21 protein-coding genes are annotated in these 24,563 nt (G+C 69.0%); 4 read left to right on the top strand and 17 right to left on the bottom strand.

The window, feature by feature from the left end:
• Window positions 1-3: 3 nt before the first annotated feature.
• The 11 genes from BMY35_RS24985 to BMY35_RS24935 all read right to left on the bottom strand — a co-directional run bounded on the left by BMY35_RS24985 (window position 4) and on the right by BMY35_RS24935 (window position 14,064).
• On the bottom strand, window positions 4-1,332 hold the full coding sequence (locus tag BMY35_RS24985) for an MFS transporter (protein WP_176947578.1): 1,329 nt from the start codon (window positions 1,330-1,332) through the stop codon (window positions 4-6).
• Window positions 1,333-1,387: 55 nt separating this feature from the next.
• Window positions 1,388-2,071, bottom strand: coding sequence for a DUF4286 family protein (locus BMY35_RS24980; protein WP_093205164.1), 684 nt, complete (start codon window positions 2,069-2,071; stop codon window positions 1,388-1,390).
• 144 nt (window positions 2,072-2,215) lie between these two features.
• Entirely contained in the window at window positions 2,216-3,133 is a 918-nt protein-coding gene (locus BMY35_RS24975; RefSeq protein ID WP_093205162.1) for a LysR family transcriptional regulator, read from the bottom strand.
• A gap of 54 nt (window positions 3,134-3,187) precedes the next feature.
• The gene (locus tag BMY35_RS24970) at window positions 3,188-4,336 is read right to left on the bottom strand and encodes a serine hydrolase domain-containing protein (RefSeq protein ID WP_093205159.1); all 1,149 of its coding nucleotides are present in this window, start codon (window positions 4,334-4,336) and stop codon (window positions 3,188-3,190) included.
• 132 nt (window positions 4,337-4,468) lie between these two features.
• Window positions 4,469-4,837, bottom strand: coding sequence for a nuclear transport factor 2 family protein (locus BMY35_RS24965; protein WP_093205157.1), 369 nt, complete (start codon window positions 4,835-4,837; stop codon window positions 4,469-4,471).
• Window positions 4,838-4,912: 75 nt separating this feature from the next.
• The gene (locus tag BMY35_RS24960) at window positions 4,913-5,443 is read right to left on the bottom strand and encodes a MolR family transcriptional regulator (protein WP_093205154.1); all 531 of its coding nucleotides are present in this window, start codon (window positions 5,441-5,443) and stop codon (window positions 4,913-4,915) included.
• 1 nt (window position 5,444) lies between these two features.
• Entirely contained in the window at window positions 5,445-5,804 is a 360-nt protein-coding gene (locus BMY35_RS24955) for an NIPSNAP family protein (RefSeq protein ID WP_093205152.1), read from the bottom strand.
• A gap of 43 nt (window positions 5,805-5,847) precedes the next feature.
• On the bottom strand, window positions 5,848-6,231 hold the full coding sequence (locus BMY35_RS24950; RefSeq protein ID WP_093205150.1) for a 2OG-Fe(II) oxygenase family protein: 384 nt from the start codon (window positions 6,229-6,231) through the stop codon (window positions 5,848-5,850).
• A gap of 61 nt (window positions 6,232-6,292) precedes the next feature.
• Window positions 6,293-7,102: a class I SAM-dependent methyltransferase gene (locus BMY35_RS24945; protein WP_093205147.1), complete on the bottom strand. Its 810-nt coding sequence runs from the start codon at window positions 7,100-7,102 to the stop codon at window positions 6,293-6,295.
• 78 nt (window positions 7,103-7,180) lie between these two features.
• Complete coding sequence (locus BMY35_RS24940; protein ID WP_093205145.1) at window positions 7,181-7,918, bottom strand: hypothetical protein; 738 nt, start codon at window positions 7,916-7,918, stop codon at window positions 7,181-7,183.
• Between the two features lie 122 nt (window positions 7,919-8,040).
• Complete coding sequence (locus tag BMY35_RS24935; protein WP_093205142.1) at window positions 8,041-14,064, bottom strand: alpha-2-macroglobulin family protein; 6,024 nt, start codon at window positions 14,062-14,064, stop codon at window positions 8,041-8,043.
• A gap of 186 nt (window positions 14,065-14,250) precedes the next feature.
• On the opposite strand from BMY35_RS24935, the gene opgC reads away from it, so the two are divergent.
• Window positions 14,251-15,393, top strand: a complete 1,143-nt coding sequence (opgC, locus tag BMY35_RS24930; protein ID WP_093205139.1) for an OpgC domain-containing protein — start codon at window positions 14,251-14,253, stop codon at window positions 15,391-15,393.
• A 15-nt stretch (window positions 15,394-15,408) separates the two neighbouring features.
• Here opgC and BMY35_RS24925 read toward each other — a convergent pair whose 3' ends face one another.
• From BMY35_RS24925 to BMY35_RS24915, 3 genes are all read right to left on the bottom strand, one after another.
• Window positions 15,409-16,167, bottom strand: a complete 759-nt coding sequence (locus BMY35_RS24925; protein WP_093205136.1) for an SGNH/GDSL hydrolase family protein — start codon at window positions 16,165-16,167, stop codon at window positions 15,409-15,411.
• 114 nt (window positions 16,168-16,281) lie between these two features.
• On the bottom strand, window positions 16,282-17,034 hold the full coding sequence (locus tag BMY35_RS24920; protein WP_093205507.1) for an anti-sigma factor: 753 nt from the start codon (window positions 17,032-17,034) through the stop codon (window positions 16,282-16,284).
• Between the two features lie 34 nt (window positions 17,035-17,068).
• Window positions 17,069-17,644, bottom strand: coding sequence for an RNA polymerase sigma factor (locus BMY35_RS24915; RefSeq protein ID WP_371287192.1), 576 nt, complete (start codon window positions 17,642-17,644; stop codon window positions 17,069-17,071).
• Window positions 17,645-17,799: 155 nt separating this feature from the next.
• Here BMY35_RS24915 and BMY35_RS24910 point away from each other — a divergent pair, with 155 nt between their 5' ends.
• Entirely contained in the window at window positions 17,800-18,339 is a 540-nt protein-coding gene (locus BMY35_RS24910) for a hypothetical protein (RefSeq protein WP_093205131.1), read from the top strand.
• 44 nt (window positions 18,340-18,383) lie between these two features.
• Entirely contained in the window at window positions 18,384-19,706 is a 1,323-nt protein-coding gene (locus BMY35_RS24905) for a hypothetical protein (RefSeq protein WP_093205128.1), read from the top strand.
• Window positions 19,707-19,718: 12 nt separating this feature from the next.
• Here BMY35_RS24905 and BMY35_RS24900 read toward each other — a convergent pair whose 3' ends face one another.
• Genes BMY35_RS24900 through argH form a run of 3 tightly spaced genes read right to left on the bottom strand, consistent with a single transcriptional unit; the run spans window position 19,719 to window position 23,293 of the window.
• Entirely contained in the window at window positions 19,719-20,387 is a 669-nt protein-coding gene (locus BMY35_RS24900) for a hypothetical protein (protein WP_093205126.1), read from the bottom strand.
• Window positions 20,388-20,391: 4 nt separating this feature from the next.
• The gene (locus BMY35_RS24895) at window positions 20,392-21,867 is read right to left on the bottom strand and encodes a rhomboid family intramembrane serine protease (protein WP_093205123.1); all 1,476 of its coding nucleotides are present in this window, start codon (window positions 21,865-21,867) and stop codon (window positions 20,392-20,394) included.
• Between the two features lie 28 nt (window positions 21,868-21,895).
• Window positions 21,896-23,293 carry an argininosuccinate lyase gene (gene argH, locus BMY35_RS24890; RefSeq protein WP_093205120.1) on the bottom strand — a complete coding sequence of 466 codons (1,398 nt, stop codon included), beginning with the start codon at window positions 23,291-23,293 and terminating at the stop codon, window positions 21,896-21,898.
• Window positions 23,294-23,349: 56 nt separating this feature from the next.
• Between argH and BMY35_RS24885 the strand changes: the two genes are divergently transcribed.
• Window positions 23,350-24,435, top strand: a complete 1,086-nt coding sequence (locus tag BMY35_RS24885) for a sensor histidine kinase (RefSeq protein ID WP_240652159.1) — start codon at window positions 23,350-23,352, stop codon at window positions 24,433-24,435.
• Window positions 24,436-24,563 lie beyond the last annotated feature (128 nt).

The raw sequence follows: 24,563 nt of genomic DNA, 5'->3' as shown, positions 1-24,563 counted from the left end.
CGATCAGCTCTCCAGCGGGCGCTTGGCGGTTTCGCGGGCCACCGCGAGGGCGATCAGCGTCACGCCCAGCGCGGCCACCACGTAGAACGACACGGCCACCGTGCTGCCCCAGGACTTGAACAGGCTCGCGATGATCAGCGGCGCGAAGCCGCCGCCCACGATGCCCGCCAGCGTGTAGGCCAGCGAGGCGCCGGCATAGCGCACGCGGCCGGGGAACTGCTCGGTGACGAAGGCGGCCTGCGGGCCGTACATCATCGCGTGGATCAGCAGGCCCACTACCACCGCCGCGCAGATCGCGACCGGGTGCGCGCTGTCCATCAGCACGAAGAACACGAAGGCCCAGACCATGCCCAGCAGCGCGCCGGCGATGTACACCGGGCGGCGGCCGATGCGGTCCGACAGGCTGCCGAACCACGGCACCGCGATCGCGTTGCAGGCCGCGCCGATCATCGTGGCGGTGAGCGCCAGCGGACGCGACAGGTGCAGCACGGTGGTCACGTAGGTCAGCGTGAACACCACCACCAGCGCGTACAGCACGTCGGAGCCGATGCGCGAGCCGCCGGCCACCAGCAGGCGGCGCCAGTGCTGGGTGATCACTTCCTTGATGGGCGTCTTGGCGGTGGACTTCTTCTCTTCCATCTCGCGGAAGACGGGCGTCTCGTCCACGCCGCGGCGCAGCCACAGGCCGAACAGCACCAGCGCCACGCTGGAGATGAAGGGAATGCGCCAGCCCCAGCTCTGGAAATCTTCCGGGCTCAGCCAGGCCGACACGGCGGCGATGAAGCCGGTGCCGATCAGCGTGCCGCACGAGGGGCCCACCTGCGTGAACGAGGCATTGCGGCCGCGCTCGTCGGGCTTGCCGTGCTCCATCGACAGCAGCACCGCGCCGGCCCATTCGCCGCCGAGCGCCACGCCCTGCACGAAGCGCAGCGCCACCAGCGCGACGGGCGCCCAGATGCCCCAGCTCGCGTAGGTGGGCAGCAGGCCCATCAGGCCGGTGGAGACACCCATGATGACCAGCGTGGCCACCAGCACGAAGCGCCGGCCCAGCCGGTCGCCGAGGTGGCCGAACACCACGCCGCCCAGCGGGCGCGAGATGTAGCCGACCGCGTAGGTGGAGAACGCGAGGATGGTGCCGGTGAGCGGGTCGAACGAGGGGAAGAACACCGCGTTGAAGACCAGCGCCGCCATGATGTTGTAGACGGTGAAGTCGTACCACTCCAGCGTGGTGCCGATGGAGCTGGCCATGGCCAGCCGGCCCATCTTCGCGGAGGCCGGCGCGGCCTGCCCGGGTGCCGCGGAGCCCGCGGCGGGAAGAACATGTTCGGTCATTGGAAGCCTTTGTTCGGTGAGGGATGGAGGTGAGTGGGGGCGGATGCCTGCCGCGTCAGGCCAGCTCGGCGGCGGTCAGCTTCCAGCCGAGCGCGAACAGCCAGCCGCCGGCGGGATCGGCGTCGAATGCGGCGGCGGCCGTGGCGCGCGCCGAGCGGGCCGAGGCTTCGCTGCTGGTCTCGATCACCAGCATCGGCTGCAGCACGCGGCCTTCGGTGGATTCGCGCGGCAGCGGCGTGCTGAGCGCGGTGTCGGGCACGAGCAGGTACGACTGCACGAAGCCTGCCTGTTCCTTCTTCAGTTGCTGGCCGATGCGCGCGGCGCCTTGCACCAGCGCCTCGGCATCGGCAGCCACGGGCAGCGGCAGCACGACCACGTGGCTGCCGCTGCCGAAGCCCGTCACGGCGCGCACGGCGCACACGCGGCGCACGGGCCGGCGCATGCGGTCGAGGTTGGCGACCGACCACGGCGTCTGCTTCTCGAATGCGGCGCGATAGCCGGGCGAGCCGAACACCGCCAGCGATTCGGTGCGGTACAGCCCCAGGTACTTGCGGCCGCCTTCGAGCGAGAAATAGCGCGCACCGGAGAGAAAGCCGGGAATGCGTGCGCGCTCTTCCACATGCTCCTGGTCGTACCAGCGGTTGAAGTCGGCCTCGTCGGCCGGCTCCACGTCGGATGCGACGAACAGCATGCCGTTTGCCGTCGTTGCTGCGGAAGAAGAGGAGTCAGGTGTGTTCATGGCGGCGGAAGAGAGTCGGGCCTTCGAAAAAATGAAGGCGCGATCTTCCGTCGCAGGGTCGGACTGTCACAAACGAGTTTTTCTGGGCGACAGCCACAAGAATTACTGGCCCCTTTTCGGGGCCCGGATGCGCCATTCCGAGGGTTAACCCTCTGTCGAGGCGCTCCATGTTGGTGCGACGGCCGATGTCGTGAACTGGTCGGAGGCCCGGCACGCCAGTTCGGCCACGAGCCGGATGGCGTCGGAGTCGGCGGCTTCCAGGTGGCTCACCACGATGCGCTGGGGCGAGATGAGCGCGTCGCACTCGATGATCTTCACGTCGCCGGTGGCCACGTATTCGTAGCAGGGCGGCAGCGGCACCAGGGCGTTGCCGAAGCCGGCCTTCACCAGCCGCGCGAGCGCCGAGATCGAGCTCACGCAGTGCACCTTGCCCAGCGGAATGCCAGCCGCGCGGAACAGGTTCTTGAGCGCCTCGTGCGGCTGCGAGCCGGGGCTCATCGTGAGCACGGGCTGGCGCAGCAGCTGCTCGACGGTCTGCGTGCCCTCGGCGCCCTGCGGCCCGACCCATCCCATGGGCATCGGCAGGCAGGGCGTGCTCACGATGCCCGCGCCGGCGATGTGGTCGGTCTGCAGCGCAATGTCGAGCGCGCCCTCGCGCAGGCCGCGATGCAGCGCCAGCGTGGTCTCGGAGGTCAGCTGTACCTCGATGCCCGGATAGGTGGAGCGCAGGTTGGTGAGAAAGCCCAGCAGCCAGGTGTGGACCACGGTCTCGATGGCGCCGATGCGCACCAGCCCGAGGATGTCGCCGCGCGGGCGGCCGAGCGAGACGATCTCGCGGCGCAGCTCGAGCAGCCGTTCGCCGTAGTCCATCAGCCGCACGCCGACGGGCGTGAGCCGCAGCTCGCGCGCGTCGCGCTCGAACAGGCGCGCGCCGATGTCTTCTTCGAGGGAGGCGACGCGGTTGGACACCGCCGCCTGCGTGATGTGGAGCCGGTCGCTCGCGGCGCGGAAGCTGCCCAGTCGCGCGGCCCAGAGAAAGGCTTCTACAAATCTTGTGTTCATGAGGGCACCTGCGGGCCATTCTGCCCGCATCGCGCCTGCATGAGAACTTGCTTCCTACCGGTGCCGCCGTGCGGATGCCGGCGAGGCGGGGAGGGTGATGTCGTCCACCATGCGCGCGGCAGCCGCCGACGAATTGCTCGCGAGCATCACCGCGGCCTGCTGCTTCGCCGGGGCGAAGACCAGCAGCGCGCGGTAGCCGCCGGTCTGGCCCGTGTGGAAATAGCTCCGGTGGCCGGCGGCGCCGCGCATGCGGATGGCGTAGCCCACTTCGTAGGTGCCGTCATGGCCGAGCGGCGTTAGCGCGCGTTCGGCCGCGGCACCCAGCGGACCGTTGCGGCCGGCCATGAGCGCGCGTGCGAACACCAGCAGGTCGGCCGCCGTCGAGCGCAAGGCGCCCGCGCCTGCGAGTGCGTCGAAGTCCCAGGGCGTGCGCGGCGCGTCGTGCTCGTAGCCGGGTGCGAGCCTGCCTGCTTCGCCGTCGAGGTGCTGCAGCGTGTCCTTCATGCCCAGCGGCACGGCGATGTTCTCCTGCACCAGCAGGTCCCACGGCTTGCCGTAGTGGTCGGCAAGCAGCTGGCCGAGCAGGCCCAGGCCCAGGCTGCTGTAGGGCCCCCTGCAGGGCGGCGCGTGTTCGAGCCTGAGCGTCGAGAGACCCGCGAGCAGCTGCGGCCGGTCGGGCCGCGCGAAGGGCTGGCTGCTGGCCAGGCCCGGTGCGTCCGGCAGCATTCCCGGCAGGCAGGCGGTGTGGGTGACGAGCTGCCGCAGCGTGATCGCCGCGACCTGCGGCGGCATCGTGGTCTGGCCGGCCAGCAGCTTGCCCAGCGTGTCGTCGAGCGAGAGATCGCCGCGCTCAACCGCCTGCGCGAGCAGCACGCCGGTGAACACCTTGCTGATCGAGCCGGTCTCGAAGAGAGGCTGCGCATCGGCCTGCGTCGTCTCGACGATCCGGCCCGGCTGCCCGATGGCGTTGCGCTGCATCGCGAACTGCGTGCGGTTTTCGCGCGAGATGCCGACCACGATGCTGCCCGGCGCGCCGTTCATCACCCGCGCCACGATGGCGGCCGGCGCGGTGGCGAAGCCGATGGGTTCGGCGTGGGCGTGGGTGAAGGCGGAGATCGCTGCGATGCAGCAGCCTGCTAGCAGGCGGCGCAACCGATGCGGTCGATGAGAGGCGTGCGAGAGGAAAGTGAAGTGAAGAATCATCCGGTCGGCTCCTTGCGTTGTGGAGTGCAAAGGCCGCGAATGATCCGGGGGCGCTCGCCATGGCGGCAAGCGCGGCGGCGGCGCGCCACGTCACGGCCGTAACGACCGTCACGCGACGCCGGCCGCCGGTGCTTATTCGCCGGTGTCGTAGAAGAACTCTTCCTTCACGATCTTTCCGTCCTTCGTGGTGTAGAGCGCCATTTCTTCCATGGTGAAGCGGTGGCCGGTGGCCTTCATCGTCACGTCGAAGCGGAAGCCGACGATGAAGCGGTCACCGTGCGGCCAGGGGCCCGCGACCTGCATCGAATGCACTTCGTGGTTGGCGACCCACCACTCGCCCTTGGCCCTGATCGCCGCCAGGCCCACAGCCTCGCGTGCCTGCCCGGGAGGGGCGCTGGCCTCGACGCTCACCGCGTCGGCCGTGTAGAGCGACTCGCATTCATCGAACTTTCCTTCTTTGCACAGCGCGACGAGCTTGTTTGCGATTGCCAGCGTGGTCATGGGTTGTCTCCTGACGAGAAAAGGGTGGAAGGGAGGGAACGGAGGGGAGGGCAGTTTAGGCCGGAAGGCGTTGTTTCAGGCGGCGCTCAGCACTTCCCGCATCGCGGTCAGCCGCGACTGGTTCTGGTCGGCGTAGGGCCAGTCGGGGTAGTGCGTGCGGGCGCGCTCGTTCAGCGCGAGCTGGCAGGCGATCGCGGCCAGTGCTTCGTCGCGCACGTCCGCGTCGATCTCGCCCGCGATCTTGAGCTGACCGAAGGCCGTCGCAACGCGCGCGCGGCATTCGGACTGCAGGTAGGTCTCGTGCATGTCGTCTTCCGCGAGCCACTTCTCGCGCACGTCGGCATCGGCGCGATGCATGGAGGCGGGCACGCCGAAGTCCCAGTCGGCGAGCATCTCCTGCAGGAACCCGGCGACCTTGCCGTTGCCGCCTTCGTCGCGATACCAGTCTTCCAGCGCCGCGAGCGTGTCGCTGCCGTCGTCGTTGCCGAAGGGGCTGAAGTCGTCGCCGACGTCGTAGTAGAAGTCGTCGCCGGCAAGCTGCACGAAGCGCGGGTGGCTGGTCTCGCGCGCGAGGCCTTCCTCGGGGTCGTCGAAATGAAGGGGCATCTCAGGTGGCTCCTGGTTCGTCGGTGGGGTTCAGGGAACGCATGCTGGCGATGGTCTCGTCCGAAACCCGCAGCAGCGTGTTGAGGTAAGTCTCGATGCGGTCGACCAGCGCGCCGCGCGGGCCTTCGCGCCACTCGGCCGATCCGTAGAAGGCGGACTGCTGCGCATCCAGCGCCTGCCGGTCCGCATACGCGCGCACGAGGTGGTAACTCTCTTCCTCGTGGTCCGATCGGCCATAGGTGACCACGTCCATGCCCTTGCTGCGCAGCATCGGCACGGCACGCGTGTGCATCGCCTCGTGGAAGGCGGCGAGCGTGCCGGGCTTGAGCCTGTAGGTGCGGATCTCGATCAGTCGGGTCATGGCAAGGCCTCCTTCGGGTCGATGGTTCCGGGCGTGCGCGTGGTCAGCCGGACTTGCCGGCAAGCACCCACCCCAGCGAGAAGACATAGCGGCTGCCACCCACCACCCGCGTCACGCTGTGCTCGCAGGCATCGGGGCGGAACAGCTTGATGCGCCGCGTCGCGAAGATCGGATCGGCGCACACGAACTCGCCGCCCGAACGCGGCGATTTCAGCACGATGTTGAGCCGGTAGTGCCGCCCGATCTGCACCGGGTCGGTGTGCGGCGGAATCTCCGAGCCCTCGGGGTAGCGGATGAGATAGCTGTCGAACGGCAGCGGCCACCGCGCCGTGAGCAGCAGCATCTTGTCGTAGCCCGTGCCCTGGCGGCCGCGTTGCCAGCGGAAGGCCAGCGAGAGGTAGGCGCGGACAGATGCGACGAAGCTCACCGGACAACCCCTGCGCCTCTCGCCGCCGCGCGAGCCTGCCTGGAACTGCCCGGTGCCGTGCTCATGCGGGGTTCTTCTTCAGCGCACGCGTCGCCAGGAAGGTCGGCATGAAGCGATCGACGAGGAAGCGCGGGTTCGGCTGGTCGTCTTCGAGGAAGCCGTCGATGACGAAACCCGCGTCCAGCTGTCCGCCGATCAGGTCGATCAGCGAGTGGCCGAACACCAGGGCCTCGCCGCCCTGGCGCTTGCGTTCGAGCGCTTCCGCCGGGAGATCCTTCATGTCCGAATACGGCAGCTTGTAGGTTGGTCGCAGCAGCCCTTGCCCGGCAAGGGCCGGATCGCGGTCGCCGATGAAAACCACCGGGTTGTAGAAGCTCGCGAGCAGCGCGCCGCCGGCCTTCAGCACGCGATGGCATTCGCGCCAGACCGGGCGCACGTCGGGCACGTAGAGGTTGGAGATGGGGTGGAAGACGATGTCGAAGCGCTCATCGGCGAAGGCGCCGAGGTCGCGCATGTCGCCCTGTACCGTTTCGAGCTCGAGGCCGTCGCGCTCGGCGACGCGGCGGTCCTGCCGCAGCTGCTCGTCGGACAGGTCGAACACCGTGACCTGTGCGCCGGCAGCCGCGAGCACCGGTGCCTGCTGGCCACCGGCCGAGGCGAGGCAGAGGATGCGCAGGCCCCGCACGTCGCCCAGCCAGTGCGCGGGCAGGGGGCGCGGCGTGAGGTGCACGCGCCAGTCTCCCCGGCGGGCGCTGGCGATCAGTTCGCTGCTCACGGGGCGCGACCATTCGCGCTCTTCGGCGGCCTGGCGGTCCCAGGCGGCGCGGTTGTGGGAAAGAAAGTCGACGGGATTGCTTCCGGATTCGCTCATGTGTCTGGTGGCTCGATCAGGGCCCACATGTTGCCGCAGACGCCGCGAGGACGCTGGCCCTCGCGGGATCGGTGCCGCTCAGCAGAAGACGATCGCCGTCCTGTGCTCGATGCTCAGCCGCGCCGATTCGTACAGCAGCAGCCAGGACACGTATTCGCGGTACAGGCCGTTGTCGTCGTCGACGAGCGCGTCGATGCGTTCGGCTTCCTCGTCGGAGAGCTTGCCGTTCTCGAGGCGGATGCCCAGGGCGGGGGCCACGAACACGAGTTCGTCGAGCAGGCGGTAGGACGAGCCGAGCATGCCGCCGGGCAGGCCACCGGCTGGCTCTTCCAGCTCGTCCTCGTCCCGGTCGTCGTCCTCGTCCTTGCCGTCTTCCTCCTCGTCTTCCCCGTCCTCCCCGTCCTCCTCGCCGTCGCATTCCTCGTCGAACAGCACCTCGTCGAAATCGACTGGAACGTAGAAGCCTTCCGCATCCGAATGGCACAGCAGGTGGCTTTCGGAGCCGTCGAGCAGCGACTGGATCTTCGGATCGGCAGTTGGATCGACGTCGTCGGCCAGCGGCGTGGCCACCCAGTCGGGCGACAGCACGCGGTGCGCGTAGGCGCGGCGCAGGTAGTGGATGAAGGAGTACGGAAAACCGTCGATCGACGCGCGCGAGTCGAGTTCGAGCGGTCCGCGCGGCTCGGTGTGCGGGGGAAGCCCCGCGGCGGCCAGCACGCGGTTGACTTCGGCCAGTTCCTCCTCGAAGCCCTCGGCGCTCTCGGGATCGTCCTCGAGCAGTTCGGCGAGCATGCCGACGCAGACAGCCAGGCCCATGGTGTTTTCCTCCAGGTTGTGGGTTCGCCGCGATGGTGAAGGCGGCCGGTGAAGGAGCGATGACCGATAGCCGCTCCTTCACCGTTTCCGGCAGGCCTGTCTGCCTGCCTCTGTCTGCCTGCCTACTTGGCCGCTTCCACCTTCACCCGCGCATTCGGCGCCTCGCCGAACATCTCGGGCGCGTACATCGCCTCGACGCGGCTGGGCGGCAGCGCGAAGTCGCCGACGTTGTTCAGGCGCACGGTGTATTCCATCTTCACCACGCCCTTGGGCAGGTACTCGTAGTAGCTGCGGAAGGCCTCGAAGCTGCGTTCCTCGAAGGCCGGCCAGCCGGAGCCGCTCTTCTTCTCGCCCTGGGTGGCGATCTGCGAGTCGCGGCCGAGGCCGCCGCCGAGGATGGTGGCGCCGCCCGGGATCGGGTCGCTGATGACGACCCAGGTCATGTCGGCGCTGGCGTTCACCTCCAGCGTCACGCGCAGCACGTCGCCGCGGGTGTACTTGCCGGCGGTGGCCTGCTCGACCGGGGTGATGGTCTTCTTGATGGCGTAGCCGGCCGCGAACGGCGCCTTCAGCTGCACGGCGGCGATCGACTGCAGCGTGAGCCACGGCTTGCCGGTGCCCTGCTGCGTCACCAGCAGCGTGTCGCGCACCGGTGCGCCCGACGGCGAAGCGGCCCACGGCAGGAACATCGTGTTGTTCTTCAGGTTGCCCGGCGAGGCGGGCGCGCCGAAGAAGGTGGTCTGGTTGGGCGCACCGGCAGCGTCGCTGGTCTTCACGCGCTCGACCTTGCTCCAGTCGACCTGTGCCTTCACCGCGCCGAGCGTGGCGGCGGTGACGCCGGCCACCGGCGTGCTCTCGAACACCTTGCTGAACTTCTCCAGCGCCAGTCCGCCCCACAGGTTGGCGGTGGTGGTGTGCCAGGCGCCGTTCTGCTGGCGGCCGATGAAGCCGTTGGCCAGCTTGCCGATGTCGTCCTTCCAGGCCGGGTCGTCCATCACGCTGAGCAGCAGGCGGGCGGTGTTGACGTCGCCGTTGGTCATCAGCCACCACCAGTAGTCGTCCTGCTCGGTGCTGAAGATCAGCTTCGTGCCCTGGTACGACAGGCGCGCCTTCAGCACGTTGTTGGCCTCGTCCAGGCGCTGCTGGCGCTGCGGCACGTCGTTCACGCGCTTCAGGATGTTGAGCCAGTCGATCACCGCGCTGGTGGGCCACTGGTTCGGCGCAATGGTGATGCTGCCGACCATGCTGCCCTTGGCCTTGCCGTAGCGCGAGAGCGCTTCGAGCGCGGCGAGCTTGCGCACGTCGAGGTCCTTGCGCGGGCTCCAGAACTCGCGCGTGATGCGGCCTTCGACGAAGGCGATCAGGCCCGACTCCATCGGCGCGCGCACGTCGTCGGCGAGCGCGAAGGCGGGGTTGAGCTGGGCCGCTTCGTTCGTGGCCGCGAGCAGGTACGAGGTGAGGATGTCGCTGCCGCGATTGGCCTCGCCGTCGCGCGGCGGGAAGTAGTTGGCCAGGCCGTCGCTGTCGAGGTAGGTGGGCAACTGGGCCAGCACGCCCTGCCACATCTTCGCGTCGCGCAGGCCGACCGACTTGCTGGTCTTCTGCTCGAGACAGATGAAGGGGTAGTTCGCGAACCAGTCGCGCACGCCCGGCAGGCCTTCTGCCAGCTTGGGTTGCATCGAGAGCTTCAGGCCGCCGCGGCCGGGCAGGGCGTCGGCGGGCGGCGCCACGTCGAGCGTGAAGGGGCCGTCGACCTGCACCAGCGTGCCCTGCTGCACCGTGAGCGGCACCGAGGGCACGATGCGCTGGCGCACCTTGAGTGCATCGCGCGCGCCGCCGATGGTGTCCTTCGCCTCGATCTCCCAGATGATGGCTTCGGCGCGCGTCTGCGCCAGCTGCGCGGGCGCGGTCACGGTCCATGCGACCTCGCGCGCCTCGCCGGCCGGGATGTCGACCGTCTGCGGCTCCAGCGTGAGCAGGGTGGCGCGCGGCGTGGCCTCGACCTTCATCGGCTTCTGCGTGGTGTTGCGCAGCGTCACCTGGGCGCGGAACTGGTCGTCCTCGCGCACCAGCGGCGGCAGGCCGCTGATGATCTGCAAGTCTTGCGTGGCCTGGATGCTGGCCTGCCCGGTGCCGAACAGGTTGGCGCCCGAATCGGCCACGGCCACGATCTTGAAGGTGGTGAGCGCGTCGTTCAGCGGCACCGTCACCATGGCCTGGCCGTTGGCGTCGAGCACTACCTTCGGGTTCCACACCAGCAGGGTGTCGAGCAGTTCGCGCGTCTGGCCCTTGCCGCCGCCGCCGCCCGCGGGCACGGCCTTGCGGCCGTAGTGGCGTCGGCCGACGATTTCCATCTGCGCGGTGGAGGTGCTCACGCCCCAGCTGCGTCGCTGCAGCATCGCGTTCAGCAGGTTCCAGCTGTCGTTGGGCATCAGCTCGAGCAGGGCCTGGTCGACCGCTGCCAGCGCCACTTCGGCGCCGGCGGCCGGCTTGCCGTCGGGCAGCTTGGCGCTGATGGTGACCTGCGCTTTGCTGCGGATCGGGTAGCTGGGCTTGTCGCTGGTGACGGTCACGTCGATCTGGTGGGCGCGCGTGCCGACGCGGATCTCGGCCATGCCGAGGCGGTAGGCGGGCTTGCTCAGGTCGACCATGGCGGTCGGCGCCACGTATTCCTTGCCTTCGTACCAGAAGGCCGTCCACCACTCGCGCGGCGACTTGAAGCCCCAGGTGAAGAAGCTGTACCAGGGCACCTCGCGCAGGCGGCCGCGCAGCGCGAGCACGCTCACGTAGGCGTTCGGGCCCCACTCGGGCTTCACTTCGAGGGTGACGGTCGGGTCCTTGCCGTCGAGCTTGACCACGTGCGTCTCGATGATGCCCTCGCGCTCCACCGCGACCAGCGCGGTCGCGAAGCGGAAGGGGCTGCGCACCTGGAACTTGGCGATCTCGCCGGGCTGGTAGCTCTTCTTCTCGGGCAGCACGTCGATGCGGTCGTTGTCCTCGCCGCCGAACCAGAGCTCGCCCTGCTTCGTCACGTAGACCGAGCTCACGGCGCGGGCGTCGCGGCCTTCGCCGTCGGTGGCGCTGGCGATGAGTTCGACCTCGCCGGCCTCCTTCAGCTCCGATTCGCACAGCAGCAGGCCGCGCGCGTCGCTCTTGCCGCTGCAGACGGTGCCGATGTCCTTGGTCTCGGTCTTGTTGTCGTAGGTGTAGAAGCCGCCCACCATGCGCTTGCGGCTGGTGGTGGTGATGCGGGCCACGGCGCGCACGTTGAGCGTCACGTTGGCCTGGGGCTTGCCCGAGAGGTCGAGCGCGAGCGCCTGGAACTTCAGCTTCTGGGCGGTGGAGACCCAGCCTTCGGTCTTGATGCCGGCGATGACGGAGGCCGGCCACAGCGTCTGCGTGCTGCGGATGGTCTGCACCTCGCCGTTCGGGTCGGCATACGTGGCTTCGAGCAGCAGCTCGCGCGCGGCCTTCACCTTCGGCACCTTGTCGATCGTGACCTTGCCGGCGCCGTCCTTGTTCAGCGTGAGCGGCAGCTTGTCCGCGATCACGCGGGTGTCGTTCACGCTGTTGAGGTCTTCCTCGCCCGAGCCGGCCTCGGCCGCTGCGGTGACGGCCGTGGCTGCCTCGCTGCCGTCGCCCTGCGTGGAGCGCGGCGGGTTGAAGCTGAAGGCGTCGTAGTCGGAGAAGCTCAGGCTCTTGCCGCGCACCATGGCCGACACGCGCACCGGCAGGTTGGCCGCGCCGCCGCCGGAGACGTAGTTGATCTGCACGTCGGTGGGCACGCTGGTGGCCGCCACCAGCGGCTTCTTGTCGGTGGGCGCGATGCGGCCCTCGAGCACGGGCAGGCGGAATTCCTCGACGCGGAAGCTGCCGGTGGAGAAGCTGCGACCGTAGCCGTCGTCGCCATCGCCTTCACCCTCGCCGTTGGCGTCCTTGCCGCCTGTGCGCAGCATCACCTCGTACACGCCGAGCTTGGCGGCCGGCGGAATGGCGAAGCTGTTCTCGGCGCTCAGGCCGCCGGTGGCGGTCTTGCGCCAGTTCAACGGCTGCGTGAAGCGCTGGCCGCTGCCCACGTGGGTGATGACCAGCGTGTCGGGGCGGTTCTCGGGCAAGCCGAAGCCCTTGCTGGTCTGCGTGCGGATCAGGCTCTTCATCGACACCGTCTCGCCGGCGCGCAGCAGCGTGCGGTCGAAGATGGTGTGGGCGACGCGGTCGGCCTCGGCCTGCAGGCTGGTCGGCACGTTGAAGCGCCAGGGCTCGATGCCGCGCTGCCAGTCGCTCCAGGTGAAGGCGAGGTCTTCCACGCCCTTTTCGTCCTTGGCGCGGGCGCTGACGAACCATGCGCCGCTGTCGTATTCGTTCGGGCCGTTGCACGAGGGCGCCTGCGGCGAGACGCCGCTGAGCATGACGACGCCGTTGGCGTCGGTGGTGCCGCTGGCCACGGCCTTGCCGTCGCAGCTGGAGACACGCACTTCGGCGCCGGCCACGACCTTGCCCTTGTCCAGCGTCGTCACCCAGGCCATCGAGTTCTCGCGGCCCAGCTTGAAGTGCACCGCCAGGTTGGTGGCCAGCGCGGTGGTGCGCACGTACATCGTGCGGCCTGCGTTGTAGCGCTCGTCGAGCAGGGCCTCGCCCAGCTTCTGCGAGGCGATCTCGAGCACGTGGAAGCCGGGCGTCAGCGGAATGCCGATGACTTCGAAGGGGCGCGGATCGCCGCTGTCGGCCTTGGGCATGTCGAGCGCCTTCACGCCCGGCTGGCCGGCCAGCAGCGACAGCATGCGGGTCTGCAGCGTGGTGCGGTCGTCCTTGTCGATGACCGGGGGCAGCGGGCCCTTCACGTCCTTGCGCGCCTGTTCGCGCGAGACGGTGAAGTTGTCGTAGCGGCGCACCTTGCGGAACCACGCGATGATTTCCGCGTCGGTCTTCGGGTTCATGTCGCTCACCTTGCCGGGCGTGAGGGCGTTCACCATCAGCTTCGGCTCCACGCGGCGCACGGTGACCGGCATCATGGCCGGGGTGTCGGGCTCGGCCAGGCGCTCGACCACGCCGAAGGGCGAGGCGGCGAACTTGGCCAGCGGCGGCATCGCGCCGGTGGCCACCTTCATCGGGAAGTTGCCGGGCGTGGCCAGCGGGCGGCCCGAGGCGTCCTCGAACTTCGAGGGCAGCTCGATGCTGTATTGCGCGCTCTCCGCCAGCGGCGGCTCGAAGCTCACGCTGTTGACCACGTCGTCGTCGCTCTGCGAACCGCCTTCGTTGTCGAGCTTGGCCTTGATGGTCTTGTCGCCCTTGAGCTGGATCTGCGAGGCCAGCTTGCGCGTGACGGGCGCGTTGAACTGCAGCTGCATCGGGCGCAGCGGCAGGCAGGCGGCCTGCGCGTTCTCGCGCTCGCAGGTGAAGGAGGCGGCGAAGGGCTCGCGCACCTGGAACTCGAGGCGCCGCTCCACGTTGTTGGCCACGCCGGAGGGCGTGGCCACGCCCTTGCCGTAGACGATCTGCACCTTGGCGCCGGGCGTCAGCGTGCGGTTGCACTGCATCGTGATGAAGCGCAGCGGGTCTTTCTCGGCGGACTTGTCGCGTCCGAAGGCCTTGAGCAGGCCGGTGCGCTGCTCGCCGTCGAGCAGCTTGACGGGAATGCGCTCGCCCACACCGTCGGCCGTGCACCAGACGTTCTGGCGCACGCTCTCCAGCGTGGCCGCTCCGTTGAGCTCCAGCATGAACATCTGCTGCTCGTCGATGCGGCTGTAGTTGCCCGGCATGTAGTTGCGCACGAACGGACCGCCGGTGTTGAACTGGTAGCGCTCGGGGCCGGTCAGCTCGCCGCTGGCGGGCTTGAAGGTGGGAATGCGGGTGACCGTGCAGCGCACGCCGGGCGGCAGGTCGTTCTCGAAGTCGTAGACCCAGGCCTTGGCGTCGGTCCAGCGGCCGGTGCCCTTGGCTGCCTGGGCGTCGTTGCAGCTCACCGTGAGCGGAGCGGGGGCCTTGGGGTCGCCGAAGTTGACGGCGGGCTGGTCGAACTTGGCGACCACCTGGCGAACGCGCGCCACTTCGCCCTGTGGCGAGAGGCTGACGATCTGGAGGGCATGGCCCGCGCCGGACGCAAGAACGCCGCCGGCAAGGAGCAATGTTGGAAGGAAACGATTCACTTTTTTGTATCTCCACCTGAGAGGCAGCGCGCAGCGTAGCCGATTTGCACGACGGTTCGGGAGTGCCAACAGTCATAGGCCGTTGGCCCGGCCGCCGGGCGCGGCGGGCTTTACACAGCTCTTCTTACAATCGACGCCGTCGTGCGTGCGCCGCGCGGACCGCAATCAAGACCTCGCCGCCGACCGATGAAACGCTACTGGGAAATAGACGCCTTGCGCGGGCTGATGCTCGTGCTGATGACCGTCACCCACCTGCCGACCCGGTTGACCGACCCGCTGGGCCAGCCCTTCGGCTTCGTCTCGGCCGCCGAGGGCTTCGTTCTGCTCTCTGCCTTCGTCGCCGGGCTGGTGTACAGCCGCATCGGGCATGTACGCGGCGTCGACTCGATGCGCCAGGCCTTCTGGCGGCGCGTGCTGAAGGTCTACCTGGCCCAGGCGGCGACCCTGCTTTTCCTGTTCACCGTGATCACCGCGGTGGGCCTGCACATCGACCAGCCGGCGGTGAAGAACCTGGTGTCGTACTACCTGGCGGAGCCGCGCGAGGGCTTCATCTACGGGCTGCTGCTCATCTACGAGCCGGCGCTGCTCGACATCCTGCCGATGTACATCTTTTTCATGCTCATGAGTCCCTGGGTGCTGGCCTTCGCCATGCGCCACGGCTGGACCTGGGTGATGGCGGCGAGCGCCACCGTGTGGGCGGCGGCTCAGTTCGGCATCAGCGAATGGGTCTACGGGCTGGCGGTGCGCTATCTCGGCGTGCCGGTGCCGTTCCACGAGATGGGCGCGTTCAACACCTACGCCTGGCAGTTCCTGTGGTTCGCGGGGCTGTGCATCGGCGCGACCCGCAACGACCCCGACGCGCGGCCGCTGCGCTTTCCGGCATGGCTTGTGGCGCTGGCCGCGGGCATCGCGCTGTACGGCTTCTACTGGCGCCACACCGGCATCAACGGGCAGGCGCCGTTCGGCGGCGACGTGGAGCTGAACCTGCTGTTCGACAAATGGCAGCTCGGCCCGCTGCGCCTGGTCAATCTGGTGGCGCTGGGCATCCTGGCGGTGCGCTTCGGGCCCTGGCTGATGCGCCGCATTCCGCGACTGCGCTGGCTGGAGGCGATGGGATCGGCCTCGCTGCCGGTGTTCTGCGCGCACCTCGTCGCGGTGCTGCTGGTGCTGGCCTTCTACGGCGACAGCCAGACGGCGCGGCCCTGGTGGGGCGACGGCCTGCTGCTGGCGGTGGTGTTCTCGGGGATGTACTTCGTGGCGCGTTTCACGCGCGGCGCCGACGTTCCGCCGCCGGCGGACGACGTGCCGTCCGAGCCCGCGCCTGCCTGATCGGACTCGTCAGGATCAGGGCAGGCCGGCCGTCGGCGTTGCCGGAGGGGCCGGCAGGTGCGGCGCGATCACCGACTGCCACAGCCGGTAGCCTTCGTCGGTCATGTGCAGCCTGTCGCCCCGGAAGAGCTCCGGCCGCGGACGTCCGTCGGCGCCCAGCATCGGCGTGTAGATGTCGATGAACTCGCTGTTGGGCAGCAGGTTCAGGTAGGCCGCGACGACGTGATTGGTCTCCCGGATCTGCGGCATCAGCTGCTCGCGCGAAGGGCTGGGCTTGACCGAGATGAAGCTGATGCGCGTGTCGGGCAGCTCGGCGCGCACCGCGTTGGCGAAGCGCGCGAAGCTGTCGAGCACCTGCAGCGGCGTACGGCCCTCGGCCAGGTCGTTGTCGCCCGCGTAGACCATCACCTGGCGCGGCTTGTAGCGCACCACCAGGTCGCGCGCGAACAGGGCGCAGTCGGCCAGCGTGGAGCCGCCGAAGCCGCGGTTGACCACGCCGCCGGGCACGCGCGCGAAGTCCTGCTGCAGCCGACTCCACATGCGCACCGTGGAGCTGCCCACGAACACCACGCCGCCGGGCGCCGGAAAGCGCTCCTGGTCGGCCCGGGCGAAGGCCGCGAGCTCGTTGTGCCAGCGATCCTTGGCGGCCAGGTAGTCGCGCGCGGCCGCTGCCTCGGCGGCAGCCGTCTCGGATTCCTGGGGAAAGAAGGAAGACTGGGCATTCGCGGCCAGCGCCGCGGTCAGCAGTGCGACCGCGGCGAGCGCGGTTTTCATCGGATGCATCGGAAGGACGGAAAAGAAGGGCTGAAGGTGGCGGGAAGGCGGCGGTTGGGCGGATTTTCCCTCACGACGCTCCAGCAGCCGCGATCGTTGACAGCCGGGCCTCGCCTAGAGTGTTTTCTCGATGAGCGCGCCCTTGAACAGGATCGGCCCCTTCGGCCCGCTGCCCGGCGGCACGCCGCCCTTGGCCTCGAGCGAGATCGCCAGGGCAGGCACGGCCACGTCGGAGGCCGACGCCGCCAGGCGCAGGCCCGGCGCGTTGCCGAGCACGCCCAGCGAACGCGGCGCGCCGCCCGGGGGCAGGGCCCAGAGCTGCAGCGACTTGTCGTCGCCTTCCCTGTAGCCGCCCACGCGCTGCAGCACCAGCTGCTTCTTCTTCGGATCGAAGGTCACGAGCATCGAGGCCGCTTCCTTGTCGTCGCTCAGCACGGCCACGTATTGCACCGCGGGCGCGTTCTGCAGCTGGTCGCGCAGGTTCAGGCCGACCGTCACGGCCAGCACGGTGGCCAGCGCGCCGGCGGCGGTGGCGGTGCGCCACAGCGCGAGGCTGCGCAGCCAGCCGCCCGGACGGGACTCGCCGGCGGCCCGTGCCGCTTCGCGCTGGCGTTCCAGCGCGAGCGCCGACTGCTCGGCGTCGATCATGTTGCGGATGCGGGTCCACACGGCCGGGTCGGGCGTGACCGAGGGCTGCAGCTCGGTCATGCTCGCGAGCCGGCCCTGCCAGACCAGCGCGGCGGCACGCACCGGCGCCTGTTCGCGCGCCAGGGCCTCGAAGCGGCGGCGGGCGCCGCCGCGCAGGGTGCCGAGCGCATGGCTCGCGGCCAGCAGTTCGAGCAGTTCGGGATGTGCGATGAGATTCATGATGGGGAAACCGCCTTCTTCGTCGTCACCGCTCTCACGCAAAGCGCCCCATGCAGACGCGCAGCTTTTCCAGCCCGCGCCGTATCCACGTCTTGACCGTGCCCAGCGGCAGCTTGAGCTGCTCGGCCAGCTCGCCGTGGCTCATGTCGCGCAGGTAGGCCAGGCTGACCACCTCGCGCTGGCGGCCCTCGAGCTGGCTCAGGCACTGGTGCAGCGCCCAGGCCTGCTCGCTGGCATCGGCACTGGCGGCCGGGTCGGGCGCGTCCGATTCGAGCTGGTCGGCCATCTGCTCGTCGAATTCCTGCGTGAGCTGTGCGCGGTCGGCGGTGCGGCGGCGCAGCAGGTCGAGTGCCCGGCTGCGCACGATGAGCCCGAGCCAGGCCAGCGGCGGGCTCAGCGAGGCGCGGTAGTCGCCGGCCACCCGCCAGACGGTCAGGAAGCTTTCCTGCAGCACGTCTTCGGCCCATTCGCGCTGCCGGACGACGCGCATCGCCAGGCCCATCAGGCGGGGCGAGGTGCGGTCGTACAGCAGGCGCAAGGCGGCTTCGTCGCGATGGCCGATCCGGTCGATCAGCGCCATCAATTCGGCGTCGGGGCTGGGTGCTGGCATCCGCGGATTGTGGGGCATCGATGCGCATGCCCGGTATACGGGGCGGCCCGCCCGCCGGATTCAATGCATCGCTCGAATGAAGTCTTTTGGAAACATTTGTGAACGTATACTGCCGCGCATAAAACGAGGGACCGCGCACCGCGCGGACGGGAAGAATGAAGCAAATTGCGATCGCGATCGTGCTCTGCGTGGGGGCGTGGTACTTCTTTGTCGGCGGGCGCAAGCTCGACGAGCCGATGGTCCACGACTACTACCGCAAGGAGGCGCGCGCCATTTCCGACCGCGACGCCGACAAGCTGTGCAAGCAGCTCGCCCGCAACGCCGTCATCGAGAGCAAGACGACCATGATGGGACGCACCGAGGAGGCTTCGCACAACCGCGAAGAAGCCTGCGAGGCGCAGCGCAAGACCTTCGAGACCCTGCGCATGGTGGGCGACCGCATGGGCGCGGTCCTTTCCTTCGGCTACGACTACCACATCGACTCCGTCGAAGTGGCGCCCGACCGCAAGAGCGCCGTCGTCAAGGGCACCAGCGTGCTTCAGATGGGCGACTCGGCCTTCCAGGTGAAGACCAGCTTCACCCAGCGCCTGGAGCGCGAACTCGGCCAGATGCGGCTGGTGCACGCGCAGGAGGCCTCCGTCGTCCGTCTGGGCGGGCGCGGCGCCATGAGCCAGAGCGAGTTCTTCCGCAAGTAGGAAGAAGAGCAGGAAAACAAGAGAAAAGAGACTGGGGAGCCGACATGATCGCCACCAAGGATGCGCTGCCGCCGCCACCGCCGTTCTGGCACCGCCTGAACAGCTTCTTCGCATTTCCGTTCCAGATGCGGCCGTTCGCCTACGGCCTGCTGCTGTCCTTCTGCAGCCTGCTGTTCGACGCGATCTTCTTCCTGCCCCAGGGGCTGGCCCTGTTCGTCATCGAGGTCGGCATCATGCTGGCGGCAAGCCGCTACGGCTTCAAGATCATCGCGCTGGGCGCGCGCGGCATCCGCGACTCGGCCGACTTCGGCCGCGAGTCCAGCGACGACTGGACCTACATGCCCTGGAAGCTGTTCGCCATCTCGCTGGTGCAGGCCTTCCTGATTGGCTGGCTCGCCTGGTACGCGCCCATCCTGGGCACGGTGGGGCTCTTCGTCATGTCCTTCACCTTCCCGGCGGCGGTGATCGTGCTGGTGCAGTCGGCCAGCTTCTTCCAGGCGATGAACCCCGGCCACGTGATGGACGCGATGCGCACCATCGGCTGGCCGTATGCGCTGCTGTGCTTCTTCCTGTTCCTGCTGAGCACCGGCGCGCAGGTGGCGCTGGCGATGGTGCTGCCGATGTTCGACGGGCGCATCGTGCTGCCGATCATCAATTTCGCCTTCATCTACTTCGGCTGGGTGATGGCCAGCCTGCTGGGCTACGTGATGTTCCAGCACCACGACGCCTTCGGCTTCGACGCCGTGCCGGGCAGCGAGCTGCCCGACGGCGCGCCGGTCGACCGCCGCACGCCCGCGCAGATCGAGGCGCAGCGCATCGACGCGGAAGTGGCGCAGCTGGTCACCGAAGGCGACCTCGCCGCCGCGCTGGGCACGGCCTACGAGGCGCAGCGCACGGCCGATTCCAACGACCTCGCCGCGCAGCGCCGCTACCACCGCGTGCTGGCGCTGATGCCCGAGAAGAAGGACACCATGCTCGACCAGGCGAAGCGCTTCATTCCGCTGCTGATGCGCCGCGACCTGGCTTCGGAGGCGCTGAAGGTCTTCAAGGCCTGCAAGGAGCGCGACAAGGCCTTCGCGCTCGACGACCCGGCCATGGTGATCGCCATGGCGCGCGCCGAATGGCGCAATGGCGATGCGCACGCCACGCTGGCGCTGCTGTCGGGTTTCGACAAGCGCTTCCGCGGCAACGAGGCGATCCCGCAGGCCTATGAGCTCGCGGCGCGCGCGTTGGTGCAGGGGCTTGGCCGCGCCGACATGGCCCAGCCCATCCTGACGACGATGGAAGCGCGCTACCCCGACAGCGAGCAGACGCAGGAAGTGCGCTGGCTGCTGCGCCCGGCGGCGCCGCCGGCCCAGACGGCCTGAGGAGCCGGCGGGTCAGCCCGTCAGGCCGAATTCTTCCCTGCGATCGAAGAGGAACACGCCTTCCTCGCTCCACCCGGACGACCAGCCGCCTCGCCAGAGTCGGTACTCGGCTTCGGTGGCGTCAGGCGCGCCAGGCTGCGCGCACAGCGGCCAGCAGATCCAGTGGGCCACCGCGTAGGAGGCCGCCAGGCGGTAAAGCGGCTCCGACAGGAAGAAGTACGCGTCCTTGCCGGCTTCGCCGGTTTCCCGCAGGGCCATGTCGTGCAGGGCGTCGTGGAGCTCGATGAAGGGGCTGTCGGCCCTGGAGAAGGCGTCGTGCAGCGAAACCTTGCCTGTGTCGAGCACGGCCACGGCGGCATCGGGCTCGGGTGACTCGATGCCGAGCCGCCGCAGCAGCTTCAGCCCATCGCGCAGGATGCGGGTGGCTTCATCGGCATCGATGGCCGAGGGCGGGGCGGAGCGGTGCGCGTCGATCCTCGCGAGCATTCCCGCGGCATTCGGAAAGACCGAGAAAGCCCGCGCACGGGCCTCGGCGGGCAGGTCCCAGAGTTCGAACTGCAGCCTGAAATCGGTGTCGATGTCGTCGGGCAGGGGCTCTCCGGGCGGGCTGTCGGGGCCCAGCGCCGCGTCGAAGACTTCGTGCCAGTGGCGCTGCCAGTTCCGCTGTTCGGGCGAAAGCATTTCCTCAGGCCTTCTGCAGCGCGCGCGTCACCATGTCGTTCGGCGCGAGGCGCAGCAGCTCGGGCAGCAGATGGAGCGCCTTGTCGCGCAGGCCAGCATGCAGCAGGCCGTTGGCGAAGGTCGAGAGCGTGTCGGCCAGCTCGGGGTGGTCGGGCGCGGTCTTCAGCAGGATGCGGCACAGCCGGTCGGCGTCGTCGAACTGGCGGATGCGGGCGAAGCGGCGCGCGAGGCGGGCCATGTCCTCGGGCTTGAGCCGCACGCCGGGCCGGGCCTGGTCGAGGTAGGTCTGGAAACTGGCGTGCTGCAGCGCCAGCGTGTCGGGGTCGGTGGCGGGCAGGCGGAAGATGCGGCGCGCGGCCTGGTGGAAGTCGTCGCTCGCGGGCTGCAGGCGCGCGGTGTTGAACCAGGCGCGCAGGGTGTCGGCGTCGTTGGGGCGCAGCGCGGCGGCGGCGCGCCACTCGGCGCAGGCACGGTCGAACTTCATCGCGGCGCCGTATTTGCGGGCGGCGGCCACGTGCTCGTCGAAGCCGTCGTCGTCGTTCGCCATCTCCGACTTGACGGTCTCGGGCGTCTTCACCCGGCCCAGCAGCATGGCGCCGGCCATCAGCGCCGCGCCCGTCAGCAGGCCGCCGAGGTGGGCCATGTAGGCGATGCCCTTGCCGCCCAGCCAGTGCTGCATCAGCTCGTTGGCGATCCAGGCCGGCAGCAGCAGCAGGGCCGGCGCGGAGACGTAGTTGAAATAGAAGAGCAGCTGGTAGAAGAAGCGGATGCGTCGCAGGCGGTACATCACCGCGTACATGCCCATCAGCGCCGACACCGCGCCCGAGGCGCCCAGCCCGTAGGTGCCCCCGGCATAGGCCCAGCCGGCCAGCACCGAGGCGCCGACGGCGCCCAGCAGGTAGAAGGCCAGGTAGGTGCCGCGGCCCAGTGCCAGCTCGACCGAGAAGCCGAACAGAAAGAGGAACAGCATGTTGCCCAGCAGGTGGCCGGTGCTGCCGTGAAGGAAGGCGTTGGTGATCCAGGTCCAGGGCCTGAACTCGGCGTCCGTCGCGTAGCTCTGCGCCCAGCGCTCGGTGAAGGGCGCGGGCAGCATCGCCTCGTACTGCTGGCGGGCGCGCTTCCAGTCGCCGTACTGCGGATTGGCGGGCGTGATGACCTCGTCGGCGCGCAGCTTCTGCAGGAACTTGCGTTCGTTCTGCAGGCCCTCGAGAAGCTGCGGATAGGCCTCCTCGTGCCGCAGCATGCGGCGGGCCAGCTTTCCGCGCTTGGGATCGGTCTTCTCGAGCCACTCGACGAAGGGCGGCAGTTCCAGGGCGGGCAGCGCGCTCTTCACGTAGAAGGCCGCGGCGCGTTCCTGCCCTTTCTCCTCGCTGCTCTGCGGTCCCCAGAACACGATCATGTTCACGAGGATCAGCAGCACCGTCATCCACGGCGGATTGCGCCAGCTCGGTTTGTTCTCGAGCGGGATGGCGTAGAACACGGTGCGGCTGCCGCTGTTGCCGCCGCGCTCAGCCGAGGCGTGCGCGGTGACGCGCCACTTGCGCCTTCACCTGCGCCGGGGCGGTGCCGCCCAGGACGTTGCGCGCATTCAGCGAACCGCGCAGGCTCAGAACGTCGTACACGTCCTTCTCGATGTTCGGGTTGAACTGCTGCAGCACGGCCAGCGGCAGCTCGGACAGGTCCACCTGGTGCGAGGTGGCGGCCTTCACGGCGTGCGCCACGGTCTCGTGCGCGTCGCGGAAGGGCAGGCCCTTCTTCACCAGGTAGTCGGCCAGGTCGGTGGCGGTGGCGTAGCCGCGCAGCGCGGCGGCCTCCATGGCCTCGGGCTTCACGGTGATGCCGCCGATCATCTCGGCGAAGATGCGCAGGGTGTCCTTGAGCGTGTCGACGGTGTCGAACAGCGGCTCCTTGTCTTCCTGGTTGTCCTTGTTGTAGGCCAGCGGCTGGCCCTTCATGAGCGTGACGAGCGCCATCAGGTGGCCGACCACGCGGCCGGTCTTGCCGCGCGCCAGCTCGGGCACGTCGGGGTTCTTCTTCTGCGGCATGATCGACGAGCCGGTGGTGAAGCGGTCGGCGATCTGGATGAAGCCGAAGTTCTGGCTCATCCAGAGGATGAGCTCCTCGCTCATGCGGCTCACGTGCACCATGCACAGGCTGGCGGCGGCGGTGAACTCGATGGCGAAGTCGCGGTCGCTCACGGCGTCCAGGCTGTTCTGGCAGACGCCGTCCATGTTCAACGTCTTCGCGACCAGCTCGCGGTCGAGCGGGTAGCTGGTGCCGGCCAGCGCGGCGGCGCCCAGCGGCAGGCGGTTCACGCGCCTGCGGATCTCGCTCATGCGCTCGGCGTCGCGGCTGAACATCTCGACGTAGGCCAGCATGTGGTGGCCGAAGCTCACCGGCTGCGCCACCTGCAGGTGGGTGAAGCCCGGCAGGATCACGTCGACGTTCTTCTCGGCGATGTTCACCAGCTCCTTCTGCAGCTCGACCAGCAGGTCGCCGATCAGGTCGATCTCGCCGCGCAGCCACAGGCGCACGTCGGTGGCGACCTGGTCGTTGCGGCTGCGGCCGGTGTGCAGGCGCTTGCCGGCGTCGCCGACCAACTGGGTCAGGCGGGCCTCGATGTTCAGGTGCACGTCCTCGAGGTCGAGCTTCCACTCGAAGGCGCCGGATTCGATCTCGGAGCGGATCTGCGCCATCCCGCGTTCGATGGCGGCGTGGTCCTGCACGCTGATGATGCCCTGTGCGGCCAGCATGCCGGCATGCGCCAGCGAGCCCTGGATGTCGGCCTGCCACAGGCGCTTGTCGAAGAAGACGCTGGAGGTGTAGCGCTTCACGAGGTCGCTCATCGGTTCGGAGAAAAGGGCCGACCAGGCTTCGGATTTCTTGTCGAGTTGGTTTTGGGTCATGGGAGCCGTCCTGGAGGCAATAATGGGTTGGTTACCCGATGGATCAGATGTCTGCGATGCGCAACCCGGCGATTTTATCGGCCAGCTCTTCCCCCACGCCCCCGCCGTCGTCGGAAAGGGCGCGCGCGGCCGTGTCCTCCGCGCGCGGCGACCCGTCCATCTTCGACGCCTGCCAGATCGGCGTGGTGCTGCGCACGGTGGTGTTCGTCGAGGCGGTGGTGGCCATCGCCGCTCTTTTCGTGGTCTCCACGCCCGGCGAATGGCTGGTGCAGACGGCCACCATCACCGGCGGGGCGCTGCCCGCCACGCTCCTGTGGCTGGTGAGCGCCTGCGGCCTCAAGAAGCCGCTGCGGCGGCTGCCGAAGCACTGGCAGTACACGGCCGGCGCGCTGCTCGGCTCCCTGTCGGCAATCTACGGCTGCGGCCTGCTGCGCCTGACGGGCGTGCTGGCCAGCGCGCCGTGGCTGGCCAGCGCCCTGGCCGGCGCCCTGTTCGCGGGGCTCGTGATGGCCGCGATGGTGCTGCGCGCCCGGGGCCAGACGCCGGCCGCCACTACGGCGCGGCTGGAGGAACTGCAGTCGCGCATCCGCCCGCACTTTCTTTTCAACACCCTCAACAGCGCCATCGCCCTGGTGCGCGAGGAGCCGGCCAAGGCCGAGACCATGCTCGAAGACCTGGCCGAGCTGTTCCGCCAGGCGCTGGCCGACCCCGGCGAATCGGGCACGCTGGCCGACGAGATCGCGCTGGCCGAGCGCTACCTGGCCATCGAGCAGGTGCGCTTCGGCGACCGCTTGCGCATCCGCTGGGACCTCGATGCCGCCGCCAGCAACGCGCGGCTGCCGCCGCTGCTGCTGCAGCCGCTGGTCGAGAACGCCATCAAGCACGGCGTGGAGCCCAGCCCCGAGGGCGCCAAGCTGCGCATCCGCACCGAGCGGCGCGGCAGCATGGTGGTGATCGAGGTGGTCAACAGCCTTCCGCCGCTGCGCTGGGCCGACGAGCCGCTGCCGCGCGGCCACGGCATCGCATTGGCCAACGTGCGAGACCGCCTGCGGCTGCTGCACGACATGCAGATGCAGTTCAGCGCGGGCATGGATCAGAAAAGCTACCGGGTGCGCATTGCGATACCCGCCGAATCACCATGACGGACCAGGCTCGCCCCCAGGCTTCGCGCACTTCGTGTCGCTGCGCCAACCCCCTACCGGGGGCAACACCTGCGGCCCGGCAAAGCCGGTTCCGCGGTGTTCCCCGAAAAGGCGCATGCCGAGTTAGT

Source organism: Variovorax sp. YR750, from assembly GCF_900109805.1.
In the GTDB taxonomy this organism is placed as follows: Bacteria; Pseudomonadota; Gammaproteobacteria; order Burkholderiales; family Burkholderiaceae_C; genus Variovorax; species Variovorax gossypii.
Note: the sequence above shows the minus strand (reverse complement) of the source record. Positions and strands in the feature narration are given on the sequence as shown.

Coding starts and splice junctions, on each gene's coding strand:
- BMY35_RS24985 (WP_176947578.1), bottom strand. CDS start 1,332: ATGACCGAACATGTTCTTCCCGCCGCGGGCTCCGCGGCACCCGGGCAG.
- BMY35_RS24980 (WP_093205164.1), bottom strand. CDS start 2,071: ATGAACACACCTGACTCCTCTTCTTCCGCAGCAACGACGGCAAACGGC.
- BMY35_RS24975 (WP_093205162.1), bottom strand. CDS start 3,133: ATGAACACAAGATTTGTAGAAGCCTTTCTCTGGGCCGCGCGACTGGGC.
- BMY35_RS24970 (WP_093205159.1), bottom strand. CDS start 4,336: ATGATTCTTCACTTCACTTTCCTCTCGCACGCCTCTCATCGACCGCAT.
- BMY35_RS24965 (WP_093205157.1), bottom strand. CDS start 4,837: ATGACCACGCTGGCAATCGCAAACAAGCTCGTCGCGCTGTGCAAAGAA.
- BMY35_RS24960 (WP_093205154.1), bottom strand. CDS start 5,443: ATGCCCCTTCATTTCGACGACCCCGAGGAAGGCCTCGCGCGCGAGACC.
- BMY35_RS24955 (WP_093205152.1), bottom strand. CDS start 5,804: ATGACCCGACTGATCGAGATCCGCACCTACAGGCTCAAGCCCGGCACG.
- BMY35_RS24945 (WP_093205147.1), bottom strand. CDS start 7,102: ATGAGCGAATCCGGAAGCAATCCCGTCGACTTTCTTTCCCACAACCGC.
- BMY35_RS24940 (WP_093205145.1), bottom strand. CDS start 7,918: ATGGGCCTGGCTGTCTGCGTCGGCATGCTCGCCGAACTGCTCGAGGAC.
- opgC (WP_093205139.1), top strand. CDS start 14,251: ATGAAACGCTACTGGGAAATAGACGCCTTGCGCGGGCTGATGCTCGTG.
- BMY35_RS24925 (WP_093205136.1), bottom strand. CDS start 16,167: ATGAAAACCGCGCTCGCCGCGGTCGCACTGCTGACCGCGGCGCTGGCC.
- BMY35_RS24920 (WP_093205507.1), bottom strand. CDS start 17,034: ATGAATCTCATCGCACATCCCGAACTGCTCGAACTGCTGGCCGCGAGC.
- BMY35_RS24915 (WP_371287192.1), bottom strand. CDS start 17,644: ATGCCAGCACCCAGCCCCGACGCCGAATTGATGGCGCTGATCGACCGG.
- BMY35_RS24910 (WP_093205131.1), top strand. CDS start 17,800: ATGAAGCAAATTGCGATCGCGATCGTGCTCTGCGTGGGGGCGTGGTAC.
- BMY35_RS24905 (WP_093205128.1), top strand. CDS start 18,384: ATGATCGCCACCAAGGATGCGCTGCCGCCGCCACCGCCGTTCTGGCAC.
- BMY35_RS24900 (WP_093205126.1), bottom strand. CDS start 20,387: ATGCTTTCGCCCGAACAGCGGAACTGGCAGCGCCACTGGCACGAAGTC.
- argH (WP_093205120.1), bottom strand. CDS start 23,293: ATGACCCAAAACCAACTCGACAAGAAATCCGAAGCCTGGTCGGCCCTT.
- BMY35_RS24885 (WP_240652159.1), top strand. CDS start 23,350: ATGCGCAACCCGGCGATTTTATCGGCCAGCTCTTCCCCCACGCCCCCG.